Here is a 25,759-nt window from a genome sequence, read left to right as displayed (position 1 = left end):
TCAAACGCTTCATCGCGCGCGAGGTCTACAAGCACCTGACCAGCACGAACACCTCACAGGCAGAACTCCTACAGACTGCTTGACGATCTATAGGAACTTCCTGGACGCCATGGGCCGCGTCTGCTCGGCTCTGCCTGGGTCGATGGTGGACGGGATGGGAGCGCCACGCTCGCCACGATGTGCCCGCGGCCGGGAACGGCGCCCCCTCCATCCCGGTGCCGGCCGATCCCCCGCCGGAGGCATCGTCCCTGACCGTGGCCGAGGTTGGGCGGGTGCTCGCCGAATGGACTTCGGCCCTATCCACGTGTGGGCGGGCGTCGGCGCAGCCGGGGCGGAGCGGGCCGAAGGCAGGAGCGGCGCCCCGAGCGGAGCCGGGAAGCCCGCCCGGCGGAGCGGAGCGCAGCCGGCTGCTTGACCCCGTAGAGAAGGTTGTAACTCACTGCTTGTGCTGGACCGCTCGTGCTCGGCGTCGCTGATGACGGCCCCATCTCCGTTGGTGGTCCCGGAGCAGCGCGACGGCCCGCTGCCGGTACATCGGGGAGGGATTGCCCTGGGCGGGGAGACATCACGTCACTGGAGCGGCAACACCATCGCGTCGTACCAGGGGGCCTCGGGGAACGGCAGCACCTCGCCGAGCCACTGGTAGCCCCACTCCTCGTACCTGGCACGGACCCGTGGGTGTGCCCGCTCGACGAGGAGGGTCACCCGCTCTTCGTGCCGTGGCCGCAACAGCTCGTCGTGAATCTGTTTGGCCGCTCCGGTGCCACGGGCTCTCTCGACCACCATCAGCTCCGAGAGCGCGAACGTACGGCTACCCGTCTCTGTCACGGCCTCATCTGGCACCGGCGTCCGGAGCCCGCTCCACCAGCGCGTGCCTGGCTGTAGCGCGCAGCCAAACGCACATCCCACCGGTGTTCCAGCCGCATAGCCGATCACTGCCCCGAATCCGGGAACTTCCGTGTTCCACCCCAGGCGTTCGTCGAAGCGGTCCACGCTGTGGAACTCTTCGCCCAGCCGGTCGGCGTACACATCGGCGTACACGGACAGCAATTCTGAGCGGATCTCTGCGAGCCCAGCAGCGTCGCGGCGCTCGATCGTCAGGTCCTCCATGTCGTTCCTCCCACGTGCCACGTCTGCTGTAAGAAGTCAGCTGCTGCTGATACGCGGTGGTGTCGGCCGATCGCCCGTCGTAAGTCCGTAAACCTGTCTCGTACCCGTTCGCTCTGGACCCGGTCGCTCATGGAGGAAGCGCGGGAAGCCTCCATAACGGCCTCTTCCACATCACCGCCGTCGAGGAGAGCCTGAGCACGCTGGACCGTGTAGTAGAAGCGGTTTCGTTCAAAGCGCGGTTCCAGCATGTCCAATGCGGAAGCGGTCAGTTCTTGGGCTCGGCGATGCCGGCCGAGAGCCTGGTGCGCTACGCCTGCCAGCCCGGCCAGCTCGGCCGGGGTGAGGAATGCCAGCCACGCCTCCGGTTGGCCCGAAGCGCGGTCGTACGTGGCCTCGGCGCGGGCCAACGAGCGCTCGGCCCGAGAGCGTTCCCTGACCCGCGCGTGCCCGACGGCTTGGCGGCAGTGCAGCAGCGTCATGAGCCACGGATCGCGCTTGGCCTGGCGGGTTTCCACTGCGGCACGACCGATACGGACCGCCTCCTGGTCACGGCCGAGCAGCCGAGCTTGCATCGCCAGGTTCGACCAGACCCGGGCCTGCAGAGAACCGTCTCCGGCGAGAATCGCGGACTGTAGCGCCTCGTTGTAGAGAGCTGTCGCCTCTCGCTGGTGGCCCGCGTCGTACGCGAACCAGCCTGCCGAGGCGGCCAGATCGCCGACGGCGGCGTAGAGCTGCTTCTCCACGCGCTCGCCGTAGCTGCAGCGGTTCACGGCATCGCGCACGCGGTGGAGGGCTTCCGTGGCGACGGCGTGGAGCGCGCCTCCGCCAAGGGCGTGGTCATGTGTGTAGAGAGCTGGGACGATTCGACGAATGCGGTCGACGTCCGCGCTTCCCAGCCGCCCGGCCGCCGGGATGGTGTCCAGGCCGACAGCGGCGGCCAGCCCGGCCGTGATGAATTCCCTGCGCCGCACGGGTCGCACCTCCTTCACGGGAGTCGGCCGCTGCGGAGGAGACGGGACGCGCGAAGACTTGCCTCGCGGCACGAAGCCCATCGCCTCGGGGCTGCGGCCGAAGATCTCTTGGAGAGGGAGAAGGTACTGCGCCCACGGCCACTGCACGTCCCCCGCGACCCAGCGGCGAACGTGGCGGTCCGTGCATGTACTTGGCTTGCCGAGCAGGTCTTCCGCGATCCGGTTGACTTCGTCGGCCAGCTGCTGGTGCGTGTAGCCGAACTCCAGCAGAAGCGCCTCCAGCCTGGTGTTCCGCTGTTTCGGCATACGGCACGTCTCCCCTGCGGCTGCGGGCTCTGACGGTAGATCTGCCCAGACCTACCCTCCAGGTAAAACTGTCCTGTTCCGCGGACGGTAACTGCCTGGGTTGTGACCTGATCGCTCACAGGACGCTTCCGGTTACCTCGGAGCATGAACCGAGCACTAGCGGTCCCCTGTCGAGTTGGAGGGCCGCGATGACGACCAAGGCCCTGCCATGGACGCCCCCGAGCGGCGGCGACGTTGAGATGATCGAGGTCGGTCATTACTGGGACGTCGTACGCGCCCCTGCCGACATCGGTGAACGCGCGCTCGCCTTACTCGGCGACGAGACCGGCGCTGTCATCGCCGACTACGGCCTCATGTACTGGCTCATCGCCCCGGGCCACGCCCGGACGTGGCAGCGCCTGCGACGGGATATCCACGCCCTCGGAGCGGAGCGCACCGGGATCACCTACGTCGGCGTACCCCCGGCCACGCATACCACCGGTCCGCGCCTCCACTGGCAGATCCCGATGGGGCCCGACCGGTATCTGACCGACGCGGACCAGCTGCGCGGGGCTCTGGCACGAGCCGTGGCCGAGCCCGCCGAGGGGGCGACGGCCCGATGATGCCCCAGGTCTGCGCCCGCTGCGACAAGACCACCAACGCCCCGGTCGTGGTCGCTGTCGAGCACGGCGCCAGTGTCGGCGGCCGCACCCTCTACGCCTGCCCCCGCTGCGCGCCCACCTTCCCGAAGCAGCGTGACCCGTTCGAGCGAAGCCTGCCGATTCCCAACGGCCCCGGCCAGGAGGCATCTTCGTGAGCGACTACAGCGAGTACCAGGACAAGGCGAGCGGCGTAGGGAAGGGGAAGCACAGCAAGAACAGCAACGCCGGGAAACACCGCGAACCACCTCCGGGTGGCGACCAGGGCGTGGCGGGAGGGTCGAGCGGTTGCATGGTCGCGGCGTTGCCGGTCGCTACTCTCGGAGCGCTGATGGCGATGGCTCTCACCTGGACGTGGAAGCGGTAGACGACCATGAAGATCAGGACGGTAGGGGCATGCCGACGGCCGGAGTGCGCGGGCGCTGAACCGCACGAGGACGACGAAGGCACGCGGTTCTTCGGGGTACCGGCGTGGGTGATCTGTCTGGTGGCCTGCGCGGCGATGCCGGTCGCGCTGCTGGCCTACACGTACGCCAGCCGCTGAGATTCGGGGCAGGCCGGAGACGCACTAGATGGGCGGCCTCGTGACCCGGACACCGTGCGGCTCACCGGTCAACCTGGCCAGCTTGTCGGCTACGGCGTTCGGATCGGCCGGGCCGTTGACCTCGTCGAAGTCGGCGATCAGCTCGTCCAGGGCGCTCCGGCCGGTGGGACCGCCGTGCTCGGAGTCACGATCATCGGCCATGGGCCCAGTATGGCGTCCAGCTGATGTCAGCCGTGGATGTCAGAAGCCCCGGACGAGAGATCGTCCGGGGCTTCTTCCCTGCTCAGACACAGAGCCGACTGTCGGATTCGAACCGACGACCTTCGCTTTACAAGAGCGGTGCTCTACCGGCTGAGCTAAGTCGGCGTCCCCAGCAGTGTACCCATGTCGGGGGCGTGATCCGTTCGAAAATTCCGGGGTCCTGGCTACAGACATGGCGGCCCTCGCCGGTATAGCGTCACGCCAATCCACATCGAGTGGACTAGACCCCACCTTTACTCGGATCGTCCGGCACGTTCCTGCCGGTGAAGGGACCAATCACCATGGCTACGGTCACGTACGACAAGGCAACCCGGGTGTACCCGGGCACGGAGAAGCCCGCTGTCGATCAGCTCGACATCGCCATCGAGGATGGCGAATTCCTCGTTCTCGTCGGCCCCTCCGGCTGTGGGAAGTCCACGTCGCTGCGGATGCTCGCGGGGCTGGAGGACGTCAACGGCGGGGCGATCCGGATCGGGGATCGGGATGTCACGCACCTGCCGCCGAAGGACCGGGACATCGCCATGGTGTTCCAGAACTACGCGCTGTACCCGCACATGACCGTCGCCCAGAACATGGGGTTCGCGCTCAAGATCGCCGGCGTGAACAAGACGGAGATCCGGCAGAAGGTCGAGGACGCGGCGAAGATCCTCGACCTCACCGAGTACCTGGAGCGGAAGCCGAAGGCGCTGTCCGGTGGCCAGCGGCAGCGGGTGGCGATGGGGCGGGCGATCGTGCGGGAGCCGCAGGTGTTCCTCATGGACGAGCCGCTGTCCAACCTCGACGCCAAGCTGCGGGTGCAGACCCGTACGCAGATCGCGAGCCTTCAGCGGCGGCTGGGGATCACGACGGTGTACGTCACGCACGACCAGGTCGAGGCCATGACCATGGGTGACCGGGTGGCCGTGCTGAAGGACGGGCTGCTGCAGCAGGTCGACTCGCCGCGCAACATGTACGACCGGCCGGTCAACCTCTTCGTCGCGGGCTTCATCGGCTCGCCCGCGATGAACCTGGTCGAGGTGCCGATCACCGACGGCGGTGTGAAGTTCGGCAACAGCGTGGTCCCGGTCTCGCGTGAGGCGCTGAGCGCCGCGGCGGACCGGGGGGACCGTACGGTCACCGTGGGTGTCCGGCCCGAGCACTTCGATGTGGTGGAGCAGAACGGCGCCGCCGCCAAGGCCCTGACCAAGGCGTCCGACGACGCCCCGGCCGGGCTCGCGGTCACCGTCAATGTCGTCGAGGAGCTCGGCGCCGACGGATACGTCTACGGCGCCGCCGAGGTCGGCGCCGAGGTGAAGGACCTGGTCGTCCGCGTCAACGGGCGCCAGGTGCCGGAGAAGGGCTCGCAGCTGCACGTGGTGCCGCGGCCGGGTGAGACGCATGTCTTCTCGACCTCCACCGGGGAGCGGCTCAGCGACTGAGCGGGCCTTACGGGTTCACGGTTCGCGGGTTCACGAGTTCACGGGTTCACGAGTTCACGGGTTCACGGGTTCGCGACGGCGCCGTTCGTCCGCTTCGTGCGGGCGGGCGGCGCCGTTCGCGTTGGTGCGTTGTTGCCTCGTGGCGTTGTCGATAAATTACCTGGCAATTCCGGCATTTCGACCCTGTGCGTCAACATGGCGACCGCCGAAGACGATTTTCCATCACCCGGGTTGGTGACTGAATGTCGCCAAATCGTCGCTCCTCGCTACGATCACCGCGTACCGCAGTCCCGTACCGCGGTCACGTTCCGATCCGTACCGACCCGCGAGGAACGCCCCCGTGAAAACCGCAGCCCGCCGCATCGGCAGAACTCTCGCCTTCGTCCTCCCAGTCGTCCTCGTCCTCTCCGGGACCCTCGCGGTCACCCGCGTCCCGTGGGCCTCGCCGAACGCCGAGTCGCAGATCCTGACCGCCTCCGCCGACCGGGCGTCCACCCACATCAGCCACCGCGCGCCGCATGAGCTGCTGCGCGACCGGCTGCTCGCCGAGCTCCAGGAGAAGGACCCCGCCGTCGCGCTCACCCACCTCCAGGTGGCGACGAACGAACGGCCCTCGCTCGCCAAGCACTGCGCGTCCATCGCCCGTGCGCTCGGCCGCGCCGCGGTGGCCAAGTACGGCGGCGCGAGTCGCGCCCAGGCGTACGCCCGGCCCGTCTGCGACACGTCGTTCGCCTCCGGTATCACCCAGGCGTACCGCTGATCGCGCTCCGGCTCCGCTCTCGCTCCGGCGACCGCCGTGCGACAGTCATGCGGCAGTCCCCGCACCGCATATGGTGCGGTTCATGACCCATGACGACGACCGCAGGGCCGGGCACCACCACCCACAGAACGCGCGCCCCACACAAGCCGTCGTCCTGGCCGGCGGCCAGGGCTCGCGGCTGCGTCCCTACACCGACGACCGCCCCAAGCCGATGGTCGAGATCCCGGGCACCGGGACCCCGATCATCGGCCATCAGCTGGCCTGGCTGGCCGCCGAGGGCGTCACCGACGCCGTTGTCTCCTGCGGCCATCTCGCCGCCGTCCTCCAGGACTGGCTGGAGTCGGCGGAGCTGCCGCTGCGCGTGACCACGGTCGTCGAGAAGGAACCGCTGGGCCGCGGCGGCGGCCTGAAGTTCGCCGCGGCCAAGCTCCCCCACCCCGACCGGGCCTGGTACGCCACGAACGGCGACATCTGGACCCGCTTCTCGCTCCGCGACATGGCGGACTTCCACCGCGAGCGCGACGCGGTCGCGACCCTCGCGCTCGCGCGCCCGCGCATTCCCTGGGGCGCGGTGGAGACCGACGAGTTCGGGCATGTCCTGGACTTCATCGAGGCGCCGCCGTCGCCGTATCTCATCAACGCGGGCGTGTACGTCTTCTCCGAGACCTTCGCGTCGCTGCTGCCCAGCCGTGGCGACCACGAGCGCACCACGTTCCCCCGCCTCGCGCGCGAGCGCCGATTGGCGGGCTTCCCGCTGCCCCACGGGGCGTACTGGCGGGCCATCGACACCGCGAAAGACCTCACCGAGGCCGCCAAGGAACTCGCCGCGGGTCCCGCCCCGCACGGTCACGGGCCCCTGGGCGCTGCGCCGGTGCCGCACGGCTGAGGCTGAGCGGCGGGTCGGGGCCCATGCCGGCCTATGGCCCTACGGAACGGCCGTACGAAGCGGGCCCTACGCAACCGGCCCTACCGAGCGGCCGCCTCAGCCGAGGAGGCCGCCCAGCGCGGCCTCCTCGGCACCCGAGTCCGGGTTGCCGTACGTGGTGGTGCCCTCGTCCGAGCCGCCCTCCTGGTCGCCCGCGCCCGTGCCGCCGCCGGTGCCGCCCAGGGACGGCGGGTCCGGTGGGGTCATCGGGGCGGCGGGGCGGCGAGGGGACCGGGGGGTGGTGCGGAGGCCGGGGTGGGGCCGGGTCGGGTCGACCGAGGCGCTGCCCGGCTCCCCCGCCGACCCCGCCGACCCCGCGGCCCCCGTCGCGCTCGGCTCGCCCGGTGTGGACGCCGAGGCCGAGGCCGCGGGGCTCGGGCTCGTGGGCCGGTGGCGCGTGGACGGGGAGCCGCTCGACTCCACCGGGCCCCGCATCCCGCCGCGCGGGCTCTCCATGGGCTTCCGGGGCAGCGGCGAACCGGGCAGGTTGTTCGTCGGCACGTCACGAGGCTCCGGTGCCTTCACCGTCTCCGAGGACCGTACGGCGCCGCCGAGCATCGAGCCCATCAGCAGCGTGAGCCCGGCGACGACCATCGCCATCACGGTGCCGCGGCGCAGCACCCGGCGCCGTAGCTCCCAGAGCCCGGCGCGGGGGCCGAGGCGGCGCCATGCCTCGCCGGCGAGCCGGGCGTCCGCCGAGTACACCGGTGCGCCCGCGATGATCAGCGGGCTCCAGGCGGCCAGGTAGATGATGTCGGGCGCGTCGTAGACCGGCACCATACGCCAGCTCACGGTGAGGATCAGCGCGGCGGACAGCAGCGCGCCGAACGAGGCCGCCAGCCGCTGCCACAGCCCGAGGACGGTGAGCACGCCGACCGCGATCTGCAGGAAGGCGACGGTCAGCCCGGCGCCCACCGGGTGCTCCAGCGCGAGGTCGCGCAGCGGCTCGGCGATCGGCCAGGGGTGCAGGGACTGCAGCCAGGTGACCATGGAGCCGCGCTCGCCGCCGTCGAAGTAGACGGGGTCGGAGAGCTTGCCCATGCCCGCGTAGACGGAGATGAAGCCGAGGAAGATACGGAGCGGGAGCAGGACGACGCCGAGGTTCATCCGGCGCCCGGGGTAGTAGGCGTGGCGTACGGAGTCGGAGTGGCGGCGCGGCCGCGGGACCGTGGCTGTGGCCTGCGGCGGCTCGTCGGATCCTTCCCATCCCTCGGACGGACGGCGTTCGCCCGGTCCCCGCAACCCTTCCCGGTCCGGGCCCCGTTGCCCGCCGGGGCGTGGCGCGGTGGCGGTACGCGGCACGGACTCCGTACGCGGGCTGCGCGGTCCGATGACCGTGGGCGGGCCGTCGTCGAAGGTGACTCGCGGCAGCACCTGGGTGGTGCCGACATCCTCGGCACCCTCCCTGTCGGTCAGGCCCTCCTCGGAGTACCGCACGGCCTGCAGCAGCCGGGTCGCCGCCGTGTCACCGCCGGGGCGGGTACGGCCGCTCCACACCACGGGCGGCCGGCGTCGGCCGGGGGCCGGGACGCGGGCGAGCCGGGCCGTGTCCGCCAGCGCGCTGCTCACGACCGGGGCGCTGAGCTGCACCCGGAAGCTCGGGGCATTGACGGCGACCTGCGCCGGATCGCACGGCACCTTGGCCATGGACAGCTGTGGCTCGTCGTCGAATCCCGGCGCGCGTCCCGCCAGAGGCGATGGCGTGCGGGCTTTTCTGGTCTCCACGCTCAACTAACCGAGTGACCGACGGGAAAGACACTGCCGTGAGTGCCCCGATCTGTCCGAGGCCCGTCAAGATCATTGAGCGGGGGCCGCTGAGAGCGGCCCTCGAGAGGGTGCGGCAGGTGCGGCGGGTGCGGCAGGTGTGGCAGGTGCGGCAGGTGCGGCGCGGGACCTCCGCGCCGTAACACGGGAGCCCCGCGCCGTAACAGCCGAAGCGCTCCCTACGCCCTGCGCCGCGACACCTCGTACAGCACGACGCCCGCCGCGACACCGGCGTTCAGCGACTCCGCGCCGCCCGGCATCGGGATCCGCACCCGCAGATCGCAGGGAGCGGGCCCTCAACAGGGTGTGGCAGGTGTGGCGGGAGCGGCAGGTGCGGCGCGGGACCCCCGCGCCGTAACACGGGACCCCCGCGCCGTAACAGCCGAAGCGCTCCCTACGCCCTGCGCCGCGACACCTCGTACAGCACGACGCCCGCCGCGACACCGGCGTTCAGCGACTCCGCGCCCCCCGGCATCGGGATCCGCACCCGCAGATCGCAGGTCTCGCCGACCAGCCGCGACAGGCCCTTGCCCTCGCTGCCGACGACGATCACGACCGGCCCGTCCAGCGCCTCGAGGTCCTGCAGCTCGACATCGCCGTCCGCGGCGAGGCCGATCACCGTCAGGCCCGCCTTCTGGTAGGACTCCAGCGCGCGGGTGAGGTTGGTCGCCCGCGCGACCGGGGTGCGGGCGGCGGTGCCCGCGGAGGTCTTCCAGGCGCCGGCGGTCATCCCGGCCGCGCGCCGCTCCGGTACGACCACGCCGTGGCCGCCGAAGGCGGAGACGGACCGGACCACCGCGCCCAGGTTGCGCGGATCGGTGACGCCGTCGAGGGCGACGATCAGCGGGTCCTCGCCCTCGTCGAAGGCGGCTGCGGCCAGGTCCTCGGGGTGGGCGTACTCGTACGGCGGGACCTGGAGCACCAGACCCTGGTGGTTCAGCCCGTTGGTCATCCGGTCGAGCTCGGGCTTGGGCGCCTCCATGAGGTGGATGCCGCCGCGGTCGGCCGCGAGCTTCAGGGCCTCGCGCACCCGCTCGTCGCTGTCGATGAACTGCTGCACATAGAGCGAGTTCGCGGGGACGCCCTCGCGCAGCGCCTCGACGACCGGGTTACGGCCCACCACCAGCTCGTTCGTGCCCTTGGCGCCGCCGCGGCGCGGGGCGGGGCGCTTGGCGGCCTGCCGGGTGCGGGCGTTGGCGATGCGCTGCTTGGCATGCCCCTTACGCATCTCGGCGGGCGGGGTGGGGCCCTTGCCCTCCAGAGCCCGGCGCCGCTTGCCGCCGCTGCCGACCTGCGCCCCCTTCTTGTTGGCGGTGCGTCGGTTCCTTCGCTGGCTGTTGCCGGCCATGAAATGTCACCTGTCTCTTCACTGCTCAGCGCTGCTCAGCAAACGGCAAACGTACGTACGGTCACAAGTGTGCCGCCCGGCCCACCGGGCGGCACAAAATGCGAGGTCAGAGGGTCGAGCGAGATGGAGCGGGGCCGGACGGGAAGCTCAGCGGTTGCCCAGCTCCCAGCGCGGGCCGGACGGGGTGTCCTCGATCACCAGACCCGACTGCTGGAGCTGATCGCGGATCGCGTCCGCCGTCGCGTAGTCCTTACGGGACCGGGCGGCCTGCCGTTGCTCCAGGACCAGCCGGACGAGGGAGTCGACCACGCCGTGCAGATCCTCGCCGCGGTCGGCGCCGCCCGACCAGTGGTCGTCCAGCGGGTCGAGGCCCAGCACGCCGAGCATCGCCCGCAGCTCGGCCAGGCGCGCGACCGCCGACTCCTTGTCGTCGGCGGTCAGGGCGGAGTTGCCCTGCCGGACGGTGGTGTGGACGACCGCGAGCGCCTGCGGCACCCCGAGGTCGTCGTCCATGGCCTCCGAGAAGGCCGGCGGCACCTCCGCCGCGGGCTCCACGACCCCGGCCTTCTCCACGACGCGCTGGATGAAGCCCTCGATGCGCGCGAACGCGGACTCGGCCTCGCGCAGGGCCTCCTCGCTGTACTCGATCATCGACCGGTAGTGCGGGGTGCCCAGGTAGTAGCGGAGCACGATGGGGCGCCAGCGCTTGACCATCTCGGAGACCAGCACCGAGTTGCCGAGCGACTTGCTCATCTTCTCGCCGCTCATGGTCACCCAGGCGTTGTGCGCCCAGTAGGAGGCGAAGTCATCGCCGAACGCCTTGGCCTGCGCGATCTCGTTCTCATGGTGCGGGAAGATCAGATCGACACCGCCGCCGTGGATGTCGAAGGCGCGGCCCAGATACTTGTGCGCCATCGCCGAGCACTCCAGATGCCAGCCGGGACGGCCCCGTCCCCAGGGCGTCTCCCAGCTGGGCTCCCCCGGCTTCGCCGCCTTCCACATCGCGAAGTCGCGGGGGTCGCGCTTGCCGGTCTCGCCCTCGCCGGACGGCTGGCGCAGCCCGTCCAGGTCCTGGTTGGAGAGCCGGAGGTATTCCGGGTACGAGCGCACGTCGAAGTAGACATTGCCCTCGGCGGCGTAGGCGTGGCCCCGGTCGATCAGGGTCCGCATCATCTCGATCATCTCGGGGATGTGACCGGTCGCACGCGGCTCGTACGTCACGGGCAGGCAGCCGAGGACGTCGTACGCGCGATTGAAGGCGCGCTCGTTCTCGTAGCCGATCGCCCACCACGGCCGCTTCTGCTCCGCCGACTTGGCGATGATCTTGTCGTCGATGTCCGTGACATTGCGGATGAACGTCACGTCGTAGCCGCGGTAGGCGAACCAGCGGCGCATGATGTCGAAGTTGAGGCCCGACCTGATGTGCCCGATATGCGGGGCGGCCTGCACGGTCGCGCCACACAGGTAGATCGAGACGCAGCCCGGCGTGAGCGGGGTGAAGTCACGGATCTGCCGGGCGCTGGTGTCGTACAGGCGAATAGTCACGCATCAAGGGTAGTGGGAGGGCGACGGTGCCCCGCCCCGGACCGCCGCGGGGACACAGAAGCGTGACACTTGGGACGCCGTGGTCGCGGTCAGAGGCTGCCGACGATCTTGCGGGGAGTGATCCGCACCACGATCCGCTCGCTGTCCTGGGCGGACGCCGGGTTGAACTCGGCGTACTTCTTGCCCGTGTACTTCAGCGACAGCTCGTCGATCAGCTGCTGGGCGCCCTCGGTGGTGTAGGTGGCGGTGCCGCGGATCTCGGCGTACTGGTACGGGTCGTCCGGGGACTGCACCAGGACCGACACCCTCGGGTCCCGCGCGATGTTCTTCTGCTTCCGCCGTCCCATGGTGGTCGAGATCAGTAGCTCGTCGCCGTCACGCTTCACCCAGACCGGTGACATCTGAGGGCTGCCGTCGGGCTGGATGGTGCCGAGGACGACTAAGACGGGGGTGTCCAAGAGGCGCTTGATGTTCTCGGAGAGTGCGGTGGCCACGGCGGTTCCTTCCCTGGCGGTGGGCTGACGATCGCGGTGACGGGTACCCGATCCGTACCCAACACACCGTCAAAGGTCAGCCTCCGCACGAGGAACGCGGCCATACGGAGGAGCCCCGGAGCCTTGCCTGCTGAGCGTCACCCCTGAGACTTACTGCCGGAAGCCCAGCCCAGGACCGGCTACCGCCGGAACACCAGCGCCGTGGCGATCGCCGCCAGACCCTCCGCCCGGCCGGTCAGACCGAGACCGTCCGTCGTCGTGCCGGAGACCGAGACGGGGGCGCCGACCGCGGCCGTCAGGGCCTTGATCGCCTCCTCACGCCGCTTGCCGATCTTCGGGCGTACGCCGATCACCTGGATGGCCACATTGCCGATCTCGAAGCCCTCGGCCCGGACGATACTGGCCGCCTCGGCGAGCAGGGTGGTGCCGGCGGCGCCGGACCACTCGGGGCGGTCGGTGCCGAAATGCGCGCCGAGGTCGCCGACCCCGGCGGCGGAGAACAGGGCGTCGCAGGCGGCGTGCGCGGCCACATCGCCGTCGGAGTGGCCGGCCAGCCCGTACTCCTCGCCCTCCCACAGCAGACCCGCGCACCACAGCTCGCGGCCCCGCTCGAAGGCGTGCACATCCGTGCCGATGCCCACCAGCGGCATCGGGAGCGGATCAGAAGCCATCATTCGCCCTCCTGCGGGCCAGAACCGCCTCCGCCAGCACCAGGTCCAGCGGCCGGGTCACCTTGAACGCCTCCTCGTGGCCGGGCACGACCACGACCTCGACGCCGAGCCGCTCGACCATCCCCGCGTCGTCCGTCGCGCCCTCCCCCTCCGGGGCGATCTTCTCGTGCGCGGCGGCGAGTGTGGCGCGGTCGAAGCCCTGCGGGGTCTGGACGGCGCGGAGCAGCGCTCGCTCCGGGGTGGCGACAACCGGTTCGGGCTCGCCGGCCCGGTCCCCCGTGCGCGGCTCGACCTGCTTGACGGTGTCGGCCAGCGGCAGCGCCGGGACGACGGCGGGCGCCCCGTCCCGTACGGCGGCGATGACCGCGTCCACCGTGTCCACGGGGACGAGCGGACGGGCCGCGTCGTGGACCAGCACGGTGGTGACGGCCTCGGGGACGGCGGCCAGCCCCAGCCGCACCGAATCCTGACGGGTCTCGCCGCCGGGGACGACCACCACGTCCGTGGTGTCGCTCAGGGTGCCGCTCAGCGGGTACGCGTCGAGCAGCCGGCGGGCCTCATCGACGCCGTCCGGCGGGGCGACCACGACGACCAGCGAGACGGATCGGGATCCGGCCATCGCACGGACGGCGTGGACGAGCATCGGGGTGCCGCTCAGCGGGCGCAGCGCCTTGGGTGTCCCCGGGCCCAGCCGCACACCACGGCCCGCGGCGGGGATGACGGCGGCGGTACGGGTGGGACGCTCGGGGATGCCGGAACCGCTGGGACTCGGGGTTACGGACATTGAGTTGGCGTTCAGGTTTGCTTCCTCGACCGAAATGGGTATGGCCACAGCGTGCCGGGCGCGATGCCCCGACCGGACCCTTCCGTGACGACTGGTCGAGCCAGCTGCCCGGGCCCGGCACACCACGTGCACCACAACAACGGCATATGGAGCGGCGGCCGGGGCTCCAGGGCACCGGCGTGCGCACATGCCGCAGCGCCCGGCGACAGACGACTCAGCTGGATCAGGTCTGTGTCACTCGGGCACCACGGCATTTGTGTGTCAGGACGCGAGAACCTCATCAAGCAGGGCCTCGGCCTTGTCCTCATTGGTGCTCTCGGCGAGAGCGAGCTCGCTCACCAGGATCTGGCGGGCCTTGGCGAGCATGCGCTTCTCACCGGCGGACAGTCCGCGCTCACGCTCCCGGCGCCAGAGGTCACGCACAACCTCGGCGACCTTGATCACATCGCCGGAGGCGAGCTTCTCGAGATTTGCCTTGTAGCGACGGGACCAGTTCGTGGGCTCCTCCGCATACGGTGCACGCAGCACCTCGAAGACCCGGTCCAGCCCGTCCTGGCCGACCACATCACGCACACCGACGAACTCCGCATTGTCCGCCGGCACACGAACCGTCAGGTCACCCTGAGCGACCTTCAGCACCAAGTAGGTCTTGTCCACGCCTTTGATCTGGCGAGTTTCGATGGCCTCGATCAGCGCGGCCCCGTGATGGGGATAGACCACGGTGTCGCCAACCTTGAACGTCATGTGACAGGTACCCCTTCCGTGGCTATCCAGGGTAACACGGGAACGCCTTCTTCTGAATGGCGTTTTCGCAGGTCAGGGCATATCTCGGGGCTTGACAACAGCGACCGGAACGTGCTGTGAGAGGGGTGCGGAACGAGGTATTCGCAGGTCGGAGCCGCTGTCCGGACGCAGGGAAACCCGTCCGTTACCTGCCCCATGAAGGTCATACGGGTGGACGTACGTCCCGTTTTGCCGGAGTCCGGTCGATGGACTTCCGCTACTCCGTTCGGAGCAGGAGCGTCAGATCCGGCCCCGATTCCCGAATTGATCACACCGTTGATCCGCTCCGGAGTCATCGCGCTGTGATCAATTCCGGGGCGTCCGCGGATTCCTTACCGATAATCTCTCGCTCCGGCCGCCGAGCCGATATTCGCAACGGACTCGCACCGGACTCGGAACGGGAGCGTCCGGTGAGCTGGCCGCACGGAGGCGGGTCGGGTGCAAGCCGATGAGGACGGATCGGTAACCTAAGCGCGCTGATCCCACCTTTACCTCGTCCTAGGAGATGCCGCCGCCGTGAGCAGCAGCCTTCGACGCGGCGCCCTCGCCGCAGCCGCCATCGTGGTCTCGGTCGCCCCGCTCTCCGCCTGCGGAGCCGGGAACGACGCGCAGACGCTGGAGGTCAAGCCCGACAACGCCGCGACGTCCGTCGGCGATATCAAGATCCAGAACGCGATCGTGGTGACCCAGCCGGATCCCAAGGTGAAGGGCCCGGCCGTCATCACGGCCAGGATCTTCAACAACGGCAAGTGGGACCAGACCGTCAAGGCGATCACCCTCCCGGGCACCAGCGAGCGGGTGAAGGTCTCCCCGCCCACGGGCAAGAAGGGCCCGGTCGTCGTCCCGGCCGGCGGCTCCATCGCCTTCGGCGGCAAGGGCAACGCCGCCGCCATCGTCAACGACGGGCGCGAGTCCGCCCGGGCCGGCGACGCCCAGCGGGTCGTCTTCGACCTCAGCCGGACGGGCGAGGTCCCGATCACCGCCTTCGTCTTCCCGGCGAAGAGCTACTTCAAGGGCTGGGGCCCGTCCCAGCTCCCGACGGCGAAGCCGTCCGCCACCGCGCCCGGCGGCACGCCGTCGGGGACGGCGAGCACGAAGCCGGGCAGCACGCCGTCCGGCACGGCGAGCCCCACCAACAAGCCGGGCGGTGCCACCACCAAGCCGGGTGGCGGCCAGGAGAACGGCATCGCCTCCGGCGAGCCGGCGCCGAACGGTCACTGAGCGCACGCGAGGGCGGCCCTGGAGATCCAGGGCCGCCCTCGCGTTACCGCCGCCTCGGTGCCGGTCCGGACTCCGTCCGGCCACTCGGGGCCCGGGTCCGGTTTACGGCTCGAACTTGTAGCCCAGCCCCCGCACCGTCACCAAGTAGCGCGGCGCACCCGGGTCCGGCTCGATCTTGGCCCGCAGGCGCTTGACGTGGACGTCCAGCGTCTTGGTGTCGCCCACGTAGTCCGCGCCCCAGACGCGGTCGATCAGCTGCATCCGGGTCAGTACCCGGCCCGCGTTCCGCAGCAACATCTCCAGCAGGTCGAACTCCTTCAGCGGGAGGTCCACCTTGCCGCCGCCGACCGTGACCACGTGCCGGTCGACGTCCATCCGTACCGGGCCGGCCTCAAGGGCGGCGGGGGTGATCTCCTCCGGCTCGCCGCGGCGGCGCAGCACGGCTCTGATGCGGGCCACCAGCTCACGCGAGGAGAAGGGCTTGGTCACATAGTCGTCGGCGCCTATCTCCAGCCCGACGACCTTGTCGATCTCGCTGTCCTTGGCGGTGACCATGATCACCGGGACATTGGAGCGGCCGCGCAGCTGGCGGCAGACCTCCGTGCCGGGCAGCCCCGGGAGCATCAGGTCGAGGAGCACCAGGTCGGCGCCGTTGCGCTCGAACTCGTCGAGGCCCTCGGGTCCCGTTGCCGCGATGGCGACCTCGAATCCCTCCTTACGAAGCATGTACGACAGCGCGTCGCTGAACGATTCCTCGTCCTCGACGACCAGAACTCGGGTCACGGAAGGACCTCCGGGGCTGAGAGTGGTTCGTTGGTGAAGGTCTCGTACGGCCGGTCCTGGTCCTCGCCATCGAGGTCCGTTCCGGATGCGTACGACTCGCTCGGCGAGCGGTCCCGGTCCCGCGCCGCACCGGCTTCCGGGAGTCTCAGGGTGAAGGTGGAGCCCTGTCCCTCGGCGCTCCACACGGTGACCTCCCCGCCGTGCGAGGCGGCCACATGCTTGACGATGGCGAGGCCGAGGCCGGTCCCGCCGGTCTGCCGCGAGCGGGCCGGGTCGACCCGGTAGAACCGCTCGAAGATCCGCTCACGGTCCTTCTCGGAGATGCCGATGCCCTGGTCGGTGACGGCGATCTCGATCAGATCCCCGACGGTCGCGGGGATGCGGCGGGCGGCGATGCCGACGCGGGTGCGGGCCGGGCTGTAGTTGACCGCGTTCTCGACGAGATTGCCGAGCGCGGCGGCCAGCTGACCGCGGTTGCCCCATACATGCAGCTCGGCGGTGCCGCCCGTGGCCATCGTGATCTGCTTGGTGCCCGCCTGGTGGCGGCACCGGTCGATGGCCTCGGCGACGAGCTCCTCCACCCGTACCGGTTCGGCGTCCTCCAGCGGGTCGTCGTTCTGCACCCGGGAGAGGTCGATGAGCTCCTGGACCAGGCTGGTCAGCCGGGTCGCCTCGGTCTGCATCCGGCCCGCGAAGCGGGTGACCGCCTCCGGGTCGTCGGACGCGTCCATCACGGCCTCGGACAGCAGGGACAGCGCGCCGACCGGGGTCTTGAGCTCATGACTGACGTTCGCGACGAAGTCGCGCCGGACGGCCTCGATCCGGCGGGCCTCGGTGAGGTCCTCCACCAGCAGCAGGACGAGCCGGGAGCCGAGCGGAGCCACTCTGGCGGATACGGCGAGGGCATCGCCGCCCCGGCCGCTGCCGCGCCGTGGCAGATCCAGCTCGATCTGCCGGATCTCCCCGTCCCGCCGGGTGTCGCGGGCCATCGCCAGCATCTGCTCGATGGCGATCTTGCCGCCGCGCACCAGGCCCAGCGCATACGCGGCCGAGCTGGCCTTGACGACGGCGTCCGCTTCGTCGAGGACGACGGCAGAGGAACGCAGGACCGACAGGACCGTGTCCACGCCGGGTGGCAGCACGGCATCTGTGTGCAGCGAGGAGCGCGTAGGCTTCGCCTGTTCGCGCTCACTCCAGCGGAACGCCAGCATGGCGATGACGCCGGTGCACAGACCGGCGAGCGCCGCCACTGCGGCGATCGCCGCGTTCACGTTCATGCATCCAGGTTATGCGGGTGATGAGACAGCTCCACAGCCCCGAACCTGTCCCCTCGGTCATACGTTGCCGAGAGTTCACCAGGGGGTCGGTGCCGGTTCACTCCGGACGTCGCGGCGGAACGCCGCGGCACGGCGGGGCTCAGGGCGCGTTGCCGAGAGTTCACCTGGGAGTCCCGTGTGATTTACCTGCGATGCCGGAACCGGATGCGTTCTGGCCGGAACGTGGCACTGTGGGGCCACGAGTCCACAGAGATCCGTCAGCATGAGTCAGTGAGAGAAGGTCAGTGATGCGGGACGCGTACCACGAGGAGCTGGATTCGATCGGGGAGGGCCTGGTCGACATGGCCCGGCTCGTCGGGTCGGCCATCGGCCGTGCCACGACTGCCATTCTGGACGCGGACCTCAAGCTCGCCGAGAGCGTCATCGCCGCGGATGAGAAGGTGGACGATCTGCAGCGGGACCTGGAGGCGCGCGCGATCACCCTGCTCGCCCGGCAGCAGCCGGTCGCCACCGATCTGCGGATAGTCGTCACCAGCCTGCGGATGAGCGCCGACCTGGAGCGCTCCGGCGACCTGGCGCAGCATGTCGCCAAGCTCGCCCGGCTCCGCTTCCCGGACTCGGCGGTGCCGCGCGATCTGCACGCCACGATCCTGGAGATGGGCCAGCTCGCCCAGCGGCTGATGGCCAAGGCCGCCGAGGTCATCATCACCAAGGACGTCGACCTCGCCCTGCAGCTGGAGCAGGACGACGACGCCATGGACAGCCTGCACCGCGCCCTCTTCCAGCACCTGATGGACGACCGCTGGAAGCACGGCATCGAGACCGCCGTGGACGTCACCCTGCTCGGCCGCTACTACGAGCGGTTCGCCGACCACGCCGTATCGGTCGCCAAGCGCGTCGTCTACCTGGTCACCGGCGAGCACGCGGACGAGATCGTGCAGCAGGACGCCGTCGAAGGGGCGTGACGCCGCGGGCCCGGCATGCCTCCACGCGCCGTCGATGCGCCCCTGTGCGCGACCGCCGGATCGGCACCATGAGCAGCAGGTGACCCCTCCCAAGGAGGAGATTCATGGCGGACATCCCCAACCCCACCCCCGTCGGCCGGCCGGCGTCCGAACAGCGTCCTGCGCTGCCCATCCTCGGCGCCTGCGGCTGCGGCTCGGGCTGCGGCTGCGGCTGCCAGTCCGGCGGCGCCTGCCAGTGCGGCGGCTGCTGCGGCTGAGCCATCCCTATCCCCGAACCGATACGACCCGGGCAGGGCCTGGGACCGGCCTCCGGTCCCAGGCCCTGCCCCTTCGTCCTGCCGTCGCCCTGCCCCGTGCGCCGGTCCCTTCGCCCTGCCCCTTCGTCCTGTCCCTTCGCCCTGCCCCTGGTTGCGTCCTTGGAAGTGGTGTACCGGGTTCCGCCTGATCCGGGGGTTTCCCTCGGCGTCGGGGTGAGGGCCCGGATAGACAGACGGCCACCGGCTGATCCTTCGTCCTGTCCCGTCGCTCTGCCCCGTCGCCCTGCCCCTTCGCTCTGCCCCGTGCGCCTGCCCCGTGCGCCTGCCCCTTCGCCCTGCCGCGTGCGTCGGGTCCCGTGCGCCGGTCCCCCGGAGGCACCGCCCGAGGTGCGGACGCCACCGACCGCGGCGAGCATGGATCGCATGACGGATGAGTCCCGGTCCCGCCCCCACGTGGTGGTGGACGAACCGCTCGACGGGCGCCGCCGCGTGCTGATCGACGGCGAGGACGTCGGCGTCGTCGTCACCGCGGACGAGCTGCGCCGGATCCTGAACCGCGCGGGTCTGATGGCAGAGGACGCCCCCATCGACGACCCCCAGCTGATCGAGTGGCACGGTGGAGGCCCCGACGACTGGCCGGCCGCGAGGTAGTCGCGCCGGATCAAGCCACCGGGGGCGCCGCGCCCGCCCGCGCCGCGCCCGCCCCAGCGCCGCGCCCACCCCAGCGCCGCGAAGCCGCCCCGCCTCAGCCGAGAGGGAAGCCGCACCCGACCGAGCCCTCCGCACCCTTCGCACCCGACCGCACCCTCCGCGCCCACCCCAGCGCCGCGCCCGCCCGCGCCGCGCCCGCCCGCGCCCGCTCGCGCCGCGCCCACCCCAGCGCCGCGCCCGCCCCAGCGCCGCGAAGCCGCCCCGCCTCAGCCGAGAGGGAAGCCGCACCCGACCGCGCCCTGCGCACCCGACCGCACCCTCCGCACCCTGACCGAGCCATGCACCGCACCGCACCGCACCGCACACCGCACCGCCGCACCCGACCGCGCCCTCCGCACGCGACCGCGCCCTCCGCACGCGACCGCACCCTCCGCACCCTGACCGAGCCATGCACCGCACCGCACACCGCACCGCACACCGCACCGCCGCACCCGACCGCGCCCTCCGCACCCGACCGCACCCTCCGCGCCCTGACCGAGCCACGCACCGCACCGCGCCCCGCCGCACCCAAACAGTCACGCTTTGGCAAAGCGGAAATGGGAACCAGACGTTCCGGTGTTGAGGGTCAGAGGAGAAGCCCGCCCCGGCAAGGAGGTTCGCCCGGTGAGCCAGTACCCGTCCCGGCTCGGCGGCCTGCGAGGCCGGTCCCATACGCCGTTCGGCGGCCCGTCCCACCAGCGGCTTCGGCGCGTTTCGCGCAAACCGCGCCGTATCGCGATGCTCAGCGTGCACACCTCTCCGCTGCATCAGCCGGGCACCGGCGACGCCGGGGGGATGAACGTGTACATCGTCGAGCTCGCCAAGCGTCTCGCCGCGATCGACATCGAGGTGGAGATCTTCACCCGGGCGACCACCGGCGCCCTCCCCCCGTCGGTCGAGCTCGCGCCCGGCGTCCTCGTACGGCATGTGGACGCGGGTCCGTACGAGGGGCTGGCGAAGGAGGACCTTCCGGCGCAGCTGTGCGCGTTCACACATGGGGTCATGCAGGCGTGGGCGGGCCATCGGCCCGGCTATTACGACCTCGTCCACTCCCATTACTGGCTCTCCGGCCACGTCGGCTGGCTGGCCGCCGAGCGGTGGGGGGTGCCGCTGGTGCACGCCATGCACACCATGGCCAAGGTCAAGAACGCCGCGCTCGCGGCCGGTGACACGCCCGAACCGGCGGCCCGGGTGATCGGGGAGCAGCAGATCGTCCGCGCCGCCGACCGGCTGATCGCCAATACGGCCGAGGAGGCGGAGGAACTGGTGCGCCACTACGAGGCGGCGCGCGAGCTGGTGGCCGTGGTGCATCCGGGGGTGAATCTGGAGCGGTTCCGGCCCGCCGACGGCCGGGCCGCCGCCCGCGCCCGCCTGGGGCTGCCGGCCGACGCGCTCATACCGCTCTTCGCCGGGCGCATACAGCCGCTGAAGGCCCCGGACATCCTGCTGCACGCGGTCGCCCACCTCCTGGAGGAGGACCCGACGCTGCGCGAGCGCATGGTCGTACCCGTGGTGGGCGGCCCGAGCGGTACCGGCCTGGCCAAGCCGGAGCGGCTGCACAAGCTGGCGGCGCGGCTGGGGATAAGCGATGTCGTCCGCTTCCGGCCACCGGTCGCGCAGGACGAGCTCGCCGACTGGTACCGGGCGGCGTCGGTGCTGGTGATGCCGTCGTACAGCGAGTCGTTCGGACTGGTGGCGATCGAGGCCCAGGCGTGCGGCACCCCGGTTGTCGCGGCGTCGGTGGGCGGGCTTCCGGTGGCGGTGCGGGGCGGGGTCAGCGGCACGCTGGTCGACGGCCACGACCCCGTCGACTACGCCCGCGCCCTGCGCCCCTTCGCGGACGACCCGGGGCGGTCGGGGCGGATGGGCGCGGCGGCGGCCCGGCACGCGGAGTCCTTCGGCTGGGACGCGGCCGCCGCGGCGACGGCCGAGGTCTACCTGGAGGCGATGCGCGAGCGGCGTCGCCTACGATCAGGCCATGGGTGACACCGACGCCAAGCCCGAAACCGAGGCCGTGGCCGACGCCAAGGCCGTGATCGAGCAGACGCTGCGCGACGCCGAGCTGGAGTGGGAGAGCCCGTCCGACGGCACCTATGTCGTCACGCTCCCCGGCACCCGCAAGCTGTCGACGACCTGCTCGCTGCGGGTCGGCCGGCACTCCCTCTCTGTCAATGCCTTCGTCGTCCGGCACCCCGACGAGAACCATGAGGCCGTCCACCGCTGGCTGCTGGAGCGCAACACCCGTCTCTACGGGGTGAGTTACGCGATCGACCAGCTCGGTGACATCTATCTGGTGGGCCGGCTGCCGCTCGCCACCGTCACCCCGGACGAACTGGACCGGCTGCTGGGCACCGTGCTGGAGAACGCGGACGGCAGCTTCAACACGCTGCTGGAGATGGGGTTCGCCACCGCCATCCGCAAGGAGTACGCATGGCGCACGGCGCGCGGCGAGTCCACGCGGAATCTGGAGGCGTTCTCCAACCTGACCCGCGACTCGGTCACCGAGTGACCGAGTGACCGACTCGCCGAACACCGGCGACATGCCCTGGCCTGAATCAACTGGCCGGGGCGCCATGGCGTCCAGTATGAATGACCTGTTGATCGCCGGGAATTCAGAAGAGGTGCCATGGAATCGCGCGCCACGTATGACGCATTAGCCGATGTCTACGACCTGATGTATCCGGCCGCTTCGCCGGATATAGCCGACACGGTCGACTTCATAGCGAAGCTGACCCCCGAGTCGGGCAGGGTGCTGGAGCTCGGCGTCGGAAATGGCCGGATAGCGATCCCTCTCGCGGAGCGGGGTCTGAGGGTTCATGGCATCGACGGCTCCGAGCAGATGCTCTCGAAACTCACGGAGCGGGATCCCGAGGGGAAGGTCGGCATCACCACCGGCGACTTCACCGCGACGACCACGGGCGGGGTCTACGACACGGTATTCATCGCGCTCAACACTTTCTTCGCGCCGACTTCGGCCGACCGGCAGGTGGAGTGCATGCGCCGCATGGCCGAGCAGCTGGCCGAGGGCGGCCGCGTGGTCATTGAGGCTTTCGACCCGCTGCCTTTCCACCAGCAGGACGGGGAGAAGACCAGCACGCGTTATCTCTCCGAGAGATCGGTCATGATCGACAGCACTCATGTGATGCGTGACCGGCAGTTGATCCTGGTCATCCACACGGTGGTGGACGGGGGCGTGCCGCGCCCGGCCCAAGAGATCATCCGGTACGCATGGCCCTCCGAGATCGACCTGATGGCCCGGCTGGCCGGGCTGCGCCTGGTGGAGCGTTTCGGCGGCTGGAAGGGCGAGGCGTACGGACCGCACAGTCCGCGCCATGTGTCGGTGTACGAGGCGGCCCGACCCGGCACGAACGGTCCCGAGTGAGGACGCACATGGAGAAGGCACCCGGCTCCGCCCTGCTCCGGCTGACCGACGTCAGCCGGACCTACGGGGACCGTCAGGTGCTGCGTTCGGCCACGCTGGACGTCGCGCCGGGCGAGTGCGTGGTGCTCATGGGGGACAACGGCTCGGGCAAGTCGACCCTGCTGAGGCTGGCGTCCGGCAGGGAGCGGCCGACGTCGGGCGAGGTGCTGTTCGACGGCGAGCCGATCGACGAGGACGACGCCGTCACCCGGGCGCGTGTCGCCACGGTGATGGACCCCGGGGCGCACTACCCCGATCTGACGGTACGCGAGCATCTGATGCTGGTGGCGCTGGCCCATGGATTGGGCGAGGGGGCCGAGGACGCGGTCGAGGCGGTGCTCGAGGAGCACCGCCTGAGCGGCCACGGTGATGTGCTGCCCTCGGCGCTGTCGTCGGGGCAGACCCAGGCGCTGCTGCTGGCCGCCGCCTTCGTACGCCCCCACGACCTGCTCGTGCTGGACGAACCCGAGCAGCGCCTGGACGGCCACGCACGGCAGGAGCTGGCGCGGCGCCTGGCCGCCCACCGGGACCGTGGCACCGCGATCCTGGTGGCGACGCACCACGACACGTTGCGGGCGGTCGCCGACCGGGTGCTCATGCTCGACGGCGGGGCACCGGTCGAGGCGGCGCTGGACGACGGCCTGCGGGGAAGTGCCGCTGGTGGCCGCTGACATGACCCGGCACGACATGACACCGCACGACATGCCCGGGGACGAGATGACCCGGCACGACATGACACGGCACGACATGCCCGGGCACGACATGCCCGGGCACGAGATGACACGGCACGACGTCATCCGGCACGCGATCCAGGACGGCCCCTCCGAGACGGCGTCCGCCGAGACCCTGGCGTATCTGCGCGCGTTACGGAGCGACTTCCGCCGGGAGCGGCGCAAGAGCGGCACGTTCGTGCTCTACGCCCTCGGCATGATCGCGGCGGGCTGGGGCGTACCCGTGCTCATCTCGGCCGCCCGCACCGGGCGCGCCGAGGGGCACCGCGGGGCGCTCGCCGAGCACGTACTGACGAGCCTGCCGCTGACCGCGCCGACGCTCCTGGCGCTGGTCGTGCTGCTGATGGCGCGTGGCGCGGTGTGGCGCGGGCCGGTCCTTCTCGACATGCCGACGGTCTCGTGGCTGCTGCCCGCCCCGCTGTCGCGCGCCCCCCTGGTGCTGCCCCGGCTGCTGACGTCCACGCTGGTGGCGGGGGCGGCCGGACTGGTCGCGGGCGGCGCGCTCGGCTTTCTGGTGTACGCGTCGGGCGCCTCGTCCTGGCCCGCGGTGACCGCGGCCGGGGCGTGGGCGGGGGCGGTGGCAGCGCTCACCGGCACCGCGGCGGGTGCCGTGGTGGAGCGCCGCGACCTGCTGATGGACCGGTACGGCGCCCGGATCTTCGGCGCGGCCGGGGCTGTCGTCGCCCTGCTGGCCGCCGCCGCGGTGGTCTCGGCCGCCCGCGGTCACCATCCCTCCTGGCTCGGAGCCGCGTTCCTGTGGTCCGGCCCGTGGGGCTGGGCCGCGCAGCCGCTCGTCGCGGCGGCGGACGCGGGGGCGCCCGGCTGGGCCGTGGGCACCGCGCTGTCGGCCGTCTTCGTCCTGGCGGCGCTGGTGTACGCGCGAGGGGAGGCGGCGGACATCTCCCAGGCGGCCCTGCGGCTGCGCGCGACGGTGGCCACGCGGCTCGGCGCGTCGGTGTTGACGCTGGACCTGCGGCAGGCGAAGGCGGGGCTCCCGGCGCTGCGCAAGCGCGGCTCGCGGCCCGCCGTGCGGCTGCCGATGCCGCGCCGCCGGTGGCTCGTCATGCCGTGGCGCGACGCGACGGGACTGCTGCGCACGCCGGGGCGCTTGGGCTGGGCCGCCCTGTGGACCGCCACCGCCGTGGCGCTCACCGCCCTCGCGCCCACGCTGCGGGAGCGGGCCGAGGCGGTGGCCGCCGTCGGGGCGCTCGTGGCCGGCTATCTCGCGGCGGCCCAGTTGACCGAGCCCGCGCGGCGGGAGAGCGATGACGTACGCCGGTCGGCGAACCTGCCCTGTCCGGGGCGGTCCCTCGCCCTGTGGCACGCGCTCGTCCCCGGCCTTCTGCTGGTCGCCGGGACGGCGGCGGGTGGTGTGGCCGCCGCACTCGGCGGCTGGGGGCGGCCCGGCCTCGCGGTGCTCGTGACCTGTGCCCCGGCCCTTGTGGCGGCGGCGCTGGTCAGCTCCTACCGGGGCCCCCTCCCCCTCCACATCCTCGTCGGGGCCGAGACCCCGGCGGGCAATACGGCGGCGCTCCAGGCCGCCGCCTGGTACCTGCGCGGGCCCCTGGCCGTCCTGGTGCTGACGGCCCCGGTGCTCGTGTACGTCACCCGGGCGGGCGCCCTCGGCGTGGCGGGGCTGCTGTGGCCGCTGCTGGTCGGCGCCGCGGGGCTGTGGTGGGCCCGCAGGACGGCCCACCGGCTGCACACGGGGTGACACCGGCCGCCCGCCGCAGGGCGGATGTTTCGGGTTCAGCGATCAACTGACACAGGGGGCTGGTGCCGCCCGCGCTGTCGCGTCTGGACCGGTGGCTGGGCCACGGCGGCGACGGGGAGGACTCGGCCCGGCTGCACGCGCTGTGCGGGGCTCGGTTGGGAGCATCGCGGCTGCGGGTTCTCCGGGAGTGGTGCCGGGATACGGCCGAGCCCTCCCGGCGGCATGTACTGCTGCACGGTGAGCCCTCGCTCGGCCTGATCGTGCCCGTACCGGAGGAGCAAGGCGCGGGCGGCGCCGTGCTGTTGACGGGAGAGACGTTGTCCCGGGGGCCGCGGGAGTTCGACGCGGGCTGGCTCATCGGTGAGCTGGCCGAGATGG

General features: G+C 71.2%; 28 protein-coding genes, 1 tRNA gene and 1 pseudogene. 16 read left to right on the top strand and 14 right to left on the bottom strand.

The genetic code is table 11. The features are described from left to right. Positions 1–570: 570 nt before the first annotated feature. Both ABZU99_RS32610 and ABZU99_RS32605 read right to left on the bottom strand, forming a co-directional pair. Complete coding sequence (locus ABZU99_RS32610; RefSeq protein WP_356049548.1) at positions 571–1,110, bottom strand: N-acetyltransferase; 540 nt, start codon at positions 1,108–1,110, stop codon at positions 571–573. After that, entirely contained in the window at positions 1,098–2,387 is a 1,290-nt protein-coding gene (locus ABZU99_RS32605) for a hypothetical protein (protein WP_356049550.1), read from the bottom strand. The genes ABZU99_RS32610 and ABZU99_RS32605 overlap by 13 nt, the downstream gene beginning before the upstream one ends. Before the next feature lie 188 nt (positions 2,388–2,575). On the opposite strand from ABZU99_RS32605, the gene ABZU99_RS32600 reads away from it, so the two are divergent. The 4 genes from ABZU99_RS32600 to ABZU99_RS32585 are packed head-to-tail and all read left to right on the top strand — an operon-like array spanning position 2,576 to position 3,569. Then, positions 2,576–2,989, top strand: coding sequence for a hypothetical protein (locus ABZU99_RS32600; protein ID WP_356049552.1), 414 nt, complete (start codon positions 2,576–2,578; stop codon positions 2,987–2,989). Further along, on the top strand, positions 2,986–3,183 hold the full coding sequence (locus tag ABZU99_RS32595) for a hypothetical protein (protein WP_355945682.1): 198 nt from the start codon (positions 2,986–2,988) through the stop codon (positions 3,181–3,183). The genes ABZU99_RS32600 and ABZU99_RS32595 overlap by 4 nt, the downstream gene beginning before the upstream one ends. Then, positions 3,180–3,392 carry a hypothetical protein gene (locus ABZU99_RS32590; RefSeq protein ID WP_355945679.1) on the top strand — a complete coding sequence of 71 codons (213 nt, stop codon included), beginning with the start codon at positions 3,180–3,182 and terminating at the stop codon, positions 3,390–3,392. The genes ABZU99_RS32595 and ABZU99_RS32590 overlap by 4 nt, the downstream gene beginning before the upstream one ends. Positions 3,393–3,398: 6 nt before the next feature. Then, complete coding sequence (locus ABZU99_RS32585) at positions 3,399–3,569, top strand: hypothetical protein (protein ID WP_355945676.1); 171 nt, start codon at positions 3,399–3,401, stop codon at positions 3,567–3,569. 24 nt (positions 3,570–3,593) lie between these two features. Here ABZU99_RS32585 and ABZU99_RS32580 read toward each other — a convergent pair whose 3' ends face one another. Together ABZU99_RS32580 and ABZU99_RS32575 are read right to left on the bottom strand one after the other, a co-directional pair. Continuing rightward, the gene (locus ABZU99_RS32580) at positions 3,594–3,770 is read right to left on the bottom strand and encodes a hypothetical protein (RefSeq protein ID WP_356049555.1); all 177 of its coding nucleotides are present in this window, start codon (positions 3,768–3,770) and stop codon (positions 3,594–3,596) included. Positions 3,771–3,862: 92 nt separating this feature from the next. Then, positions 3,863–3,935, bottom strand: a tRNA-Thr gene (locus tag ABZU99_RS32575). A 176-nt stretch (positions 3,936–4,111) separates the two neighbouring features. Here ABZU99_RS32575 and ugpC point away from each other — a divergent pair. From ugpC to ABZU99_RS32560, 3 genes are all read left to right on the top strand, one after another. After that, entirely contained in the window at positions 4,112–5,248 is a 1,137-nt protein-coding gene (gene ugpC / locus ABZU99_RS32570; RefSeq protein ID WP_355945672.1) for a sn-glycerol-3-phosphate ABC transporter ATP-binding protein UgpC, read from the top strand. A 340-nt stretch (positions 5,249–5,588) separates the two neighbouring features. Continuing rightward, a complete protein-coding gene (locus ABZU99_RS32565; protein ID WP_355945670.1) occupies positions 5,589–6,008 on the top strand; it encodes a hypothetical protein in 420 nt (139 codons plus the stop codon). An 82-nt stretch (positions 6,009–6,090) separates the two neighbouring features. Further along, positions 6,091–6,894, top strand: a complete 804-nt coding sequence (locus ABZU99_RS32560) for a nucleotidyltransferase family protein (protein WP_355945667.1) — start codon at positions 6,091–6,093, stop codon at positions 6,892–6,894. 96 nt (positions 6,895–6,990) lie between these two features. Here ABZU99_RS32560 and ABZU99_RS32555 read toward each other — a convergent pair whose 3' ends face one another. The 8 genes and pseudogenes from ABZU99_RS32555 to ABZU99_RS32520 all read right to left on the bottom strand — a co-directional run bounded on the left by ABZU99_RS32555 (position 6,991) and on the right by ABZU99_RS32520 (position 14,283). Continuing rightward, positions 6,991–8,580: a DoxX family protein gene (locus ABZU99_RS32555; RefSeq protein WP_356049620.1), complete on the bottom strand. Its 1,590-nt coding sequence runs from the start codon at positions 8,578–8,580 to the stop codon at positions 6,991–6,993. A gap of 296 nt (positions 8,581–8,876) precedes the next feature. Beyond that, positions 8,877–8,981 (bottom strand): annotated as a pseudogene (locus ABZU99_RS32550) (23S rRNA (guanosine(2251)-2'-O)-methyltransferase RlmB); the annotation flags it as partial. A 110-nt stretch (positions 8,982–9,091) separates the two neighbouring features. Beyond that, positions 9,092–10,045, bottom strand: a complete 954-nt coding sequence (gene rlmB / locus ABZU99_RS32545) for a 23S rRNA (guanosine(2251)-2'-O)-methyltransferase RlmB (protein WP_355945661.1) — start codon at positions 10,043–10,045, stop codon at positions 9,092–9,094. A gap of 147 nt (positions 10,046–10,192) precedes the next feature. After that, the gene (gene cysS, locus ABZU99_RS32540; RefSeq protein WP_355945658.1) at positions 10,193–11,590 is read right to left on the bottom strand and encodes a cysteine--tRNA ligase; all 1,398 of its coding nucleotides are present in this window, start codon (positions 11,588–11,590) and stop codon (positions 10,193–10,195) included. 89 nt (positions 11,591–11,679) lie between these two features. Continuing rightward, positions 11,680–12,084: a PPOX class F420-dependent oxidoreductase gene (locus ABZU99_RS32535; protein WP_356049559.1), complete on the bottom strand. Its 405-nt coding sequence runs from the start codon at positions 12,082–12,084 to the stop codon at positions 11,680–11,682. Between the two features lie 179 nt (positions 12,085–12,263). Beyond that, positions 12,264–12,755: a 2-C-methyl-D-erythritol 2,4-cyclodiphosphate synthase gene (gene ispF, locus ABZU99_RS32530; protein WP_356049622.1), complete on the bottom strand. Its 492-nt coding sequence runs from the start codon at positions 12,753–12,755 to the stop codon at positions 12,264–12,266. Further along, positions 12,745–13,539: a 2-C-methyl-D-erythritol 4-phosphate cytidylyltransferase gene (gene ispD / locus ABZU99_RS32525; protein WP_356049561.1), complete on the bottom strand. Its 795-nt coding sequence runs from the start codon at positions 13,537–13,539 to the stop codon at positions 12,745–12,747. Before ispD ends, ispF begins: the two co-directional genes overlap by 11 nt. Before the next feature lie 261 nt (positions 13,540–13,800). Then, positions 13,801–14,283, bottom strand: a complete 483-nt coding sequence (locus ABZU99_RS32520) for a CarD family transcriptional regulator (protein WP_009716930.1) — start codon at positions 14,281–14,283, stop codon at positions 13,801–13,803. A gap of 555 nt (positions 14,284–14,838) precedes the next feature. Here ABZU99_RS32520 and ABZU99_RS32515 point away from each other — a divergent pair. Continuing rightward, positions 14,839–15,543, top strand: coding sequence for a DUF461 domain-containing protein (locus tag ABZU99_RS32515; RefSeq protein ID WP_356049563.1), 705 nt, complete (start codon positions 14,839–14,841; stop codon positions 15,541–15,543). Between the two features lie 102 nt (positions 15,544–15,645). Here the strand turns inward: ABZU99_RS32515 and ABZU99_RS32510 are convergent, their stop codons facing one another. Both ABZU99_RS32510 and ABZU99_RS32505 read right to left on the bottom strand, forming a co-directional pair. After that, a complete protein-coding gene (locus ABZU99_RS32510) occupies positions 15,646–16,326 on the bottom strand; it encodes a response regulator transcription factor (protein ID WP_355841938.1) in 681 nt (226 codons plus the stop codon). Continuing rightward, complete coding sequence (locus tag ABZU99_RS32505; protein WP_355945647.1) at positions 16,323–17,603, bottom strand: ATP-binding protein; 1,281 nt, start codon at positions 17,601–17,603, stop codon at positions 16,323–16,325. Before ABZU99_RS32505 ends, ABZU99_RS32510 begins: the two co-directional genes overlap by 4 nt. Before the next feature lie 287 nt (positions 17,604–17,890). Here ABZU99_RS32505 and phoU point away from each other — a divergent pair, with 287 nt between their 5' ends. The 8 genes from phoU to ABZU99_RS32465 all read left to right on the top strand — a co-directional run bounded on the left by phoU (position 17,891) and on the right by ABZU99_RS32465 (position 25,381). Continuing rightward, positions 17,891–18,568, top strand: coding sequence for a phosphate signaling complex protein PhoU (gene phoU, locus ABZU99_RS32500; RefSeq protein WP_355945644.1), 678 nt, complete (start codon positions 17,891–17,893; stop codon positions 18,566–18,568). Between the two features lie 104 nt (positions 18,569–18,672). Continuing rightward, on the top strand, positions 18,673–18,825 hold the full coding sequence (locus ABZU99_RS32495) for a hypothetical protein (RefSeq protein ID WP_355945641.1): 153 nt from the start codon (positions 18,673–18,675) through the stop codon (positions 18,823–18,825). Positions 18,826–19,248: 423 nt separating this feature from the next. Further along, positions 19,249–19,476 (top strand): hypothetical protein, encoded by a 228-nt coding sequence (locus tag ABZU99_RS32490; protein ID WP_355945638.1) that lies wholly within the window; start codon positions 19,249–19,251, stop codon positions 19,474–19,476. A 663-nt stretch (positions 19,477–20,139) separates the two neighbouring features. Continuing rightward, the gene (gene mshA, locus ABZU99_RS32485) at positions 20,140–21,501 is read left to right on the top strand and encodes a D-inositol-3-phosphate glycosyltransferase (RefSeq protein ID WP_355945636.1); all 1,362 of its coding nucleotides are present in this window, start codon (positions 20,140–20,142) and stop codon (positions 21,499–21,501) included. Beyond that, positions 21,494–22,024 carry a YbjN domain-containing protein gene (locus ABZU99_RS32480; RefSeq protein ID WP_355945633.1) on the top strand — a complete coding sequence of 177 codons (531 nt, stop codon included), beginning with the start codon at positions 21,494–21,496 and terminating at the stop codon, positions 22,022–22,024. The genes mshA and ABZU99_RS32480 overlap by 8 nt, the downstream gene beginning before the upstream one ends. Positions 22,025–22,141: 117 nt before the next feature. Then, on the top strand, positions 22,142–22,897 hold the full coding sequence (locus tag ABZU99_RS32475) for a class I SAM-dependent methyltransferase (RefSeq protein WP_356049567.1): 756 nt from the start codon (positions 22,142–22,144) through the stop codon (positions 22,895–22,897). An 8-nt stretch (positions 22,898–22,905) separates the two neighbouring features. Further along, entirely contained in the window at positions 22,906–23,607 is a 702-nt protein-coding gene (locus ABZU99_RS32470) for an ABC transporter ATP-binding protein (protein WP_356049569.1), read from the top strand. After that, positions 23,597–25,381 (top strand): hypothetical protein, encoded by a 1,785-nt coding sequence (locus ABZU99_RS32465; protein ID WP_356049571.1) that lies wholly within the window; start codon positions 23,597–23,599, stop codon positions 25,379–25,381. The genes ABZU99_RS32470 and ABZU99_RS32465 overlap by 11 nt, the downstream gene beginning before the upstream one ends. The last annotated feature ends 378 nt before the right edge of the window (positions 25,382–25,759 follow it).

Origin of the sequence: Streptomyces sp. NPDC005266, from assembly GCF_040607655.1 — a bacterium.
Lineage (GTDB): Bacteria > Actinomycetota > Actinomycetes > Streptomycetales > Streptomycetaceae > Streptomyces.
Note: the sequence above shows the minus strand (reverse complement) of the source record. Positions and strands in the feature narration are given on the sequence as shown.